Below are 1,354 nucleotides of genomic sequence, written 5' to 3' on the forward strand. Positions count from 1 at the left end.
CGGCGTCCGCCAGGACGCCTTGTGTTTTGCATCCTTACAATATTTCGTCTAAAGTGTAAAGCATGAAAGCCGAACGCGCCTACCAATACCGCTTCTATCCCACGCCTGAGCAAGCAGCCTTGCTGGCGCGGACGTTTGGGTGCGTGCGGTTTGTCTGGAACGCGGTGCTGCGCTATCGCACCGACGCGTTTTATCAGCGTCAGGAAAAGATCGGCTATAACGATGCCAGCGCGTTCCTAACACAGTTAAAGAAGCAGCCGGACACCGCCTTTCTAGCCGAGGTTAGTTCGGTGCCACTGCAACAATGCTTGCGCCATCAACAAAGTGCGTTCAAGCATTTCTTTGCCAAGCGGGCGCGGTACCCCAGCTTTAAATCGAAGAAGCACCGGCAGTCAGCCACCTTTGCCAGTTCGGCATTTTCGTACCGTGACGGGCAGATCACGCTCGCCAAGTGCCGTGAACCGCTAAACATCCGCTGGAGCCGCGACCTGCCTGCGGCACCGAGCACAGTGACGGTATCCAAGGATGCAGCAGGCCGTTACTTCATTAGCTGTCTGTGCAAGGTAGACACTGAGGCGCTGCCAATTACGTTCAAGATGGTCGGTATCGACCTGGGGATCAAAGACCTGTTCGTGACCAGTGACGGCCATCGGGTGAATAATCCCCGCCACACTGCCCGCTATGCCCGAAAGCTAGCGAAGGCGCAGCGGCGCCTCAGCCGTAAGCAAAAAGGCTCGAACAACCGAGCCAAGGCACGGTTAAAGGTCGCTCGCTGTCACGCCAAGATCGCTGACACGCGCCGTGACCACCTGCATAAACTCACCCGCCAGATCGTTAACGAGAACCAAGTGATTGCAGCGGAGAGTTTGCAGGTGAAGAACATGGTCAAAAACCGCCATCTCTCTAACGCCATCAGTGATGTTGGCTGGGGGGAGTTGGTTCGCCAGCTTGACTACAAGGCGGCCTGGGCGGGAAGGCAGTTTGTCCAGATTGATCGCTGGTACCCAAGCTCAAAACGCTGCCATAGCTGCGGCTTTGTGCTGGAATCACTACCGCTGAATGTTCGCACCTGGGACTGCCCAGATTGCGGTACTCAGGGCATCGACCGCGACGTGAATGCGGCCCGCAACATTCTGCAAGCAGGCACCGCGCTATTAGCCGGTGCAGATGGTTGAAAGATCATACCGAGGGGCACTCGGGAATGTACGCCTGTGGAGTTTGTGTAAGACCAGCAGTGCCAAGGCATTGAAGGCAACGAACATCGAAGCAGGAACCAGGAAGGTAACGACCTGGGAATCCCCTTCCTTTCCGCCGCAAGGCGGCAGCGCAAGCTGAGGGAGGGGAGGATGTCAAT

Annotated in this window: 1 protein-coding gene; it reads left to right on the top strand. The window is 56.7% G+C overall.

Going from position 1 to position 1,354, the window contains the following annotated elements; all coding sequences use genetic code 11:
• The first annotated feature begins 62 nt into the window (after positions 1-62).
• The gene (locus ACT3XD_RS19540) at positions 63-1,175 is read left to right on the top strand and encodes an RNA-guided endonuclease InsQ/TnpB family protein (RefSeq protein ID WP_074211468.1); all 1,113 of its coding nucleotides are present in this window, start codon (positions 63-65) and stop codon (positions 1,173-1,175) included.
• Positions 1,176-1,354 lie beyond the last annotated feature (179 nt).

The organism is Halomonas sp. AOP7-B1-5 (assembly GCF_052353045.1).
Lineage (GTDB): Bacteria > Pseudomonadota > Gammaproteobacteria > Pseudomonadales > Halomonadaceae > Vreelandella > Vreelandella colorata.

Coding starts and splice junctions, on each gene's coding strand:
- ACT3XD_RS19540 (WP_074211468.1), top strand. CDS start 63: ATGAAAGCCGAACGCGCCTACCAATACCGCTTCTATCCCACGCCTGAG.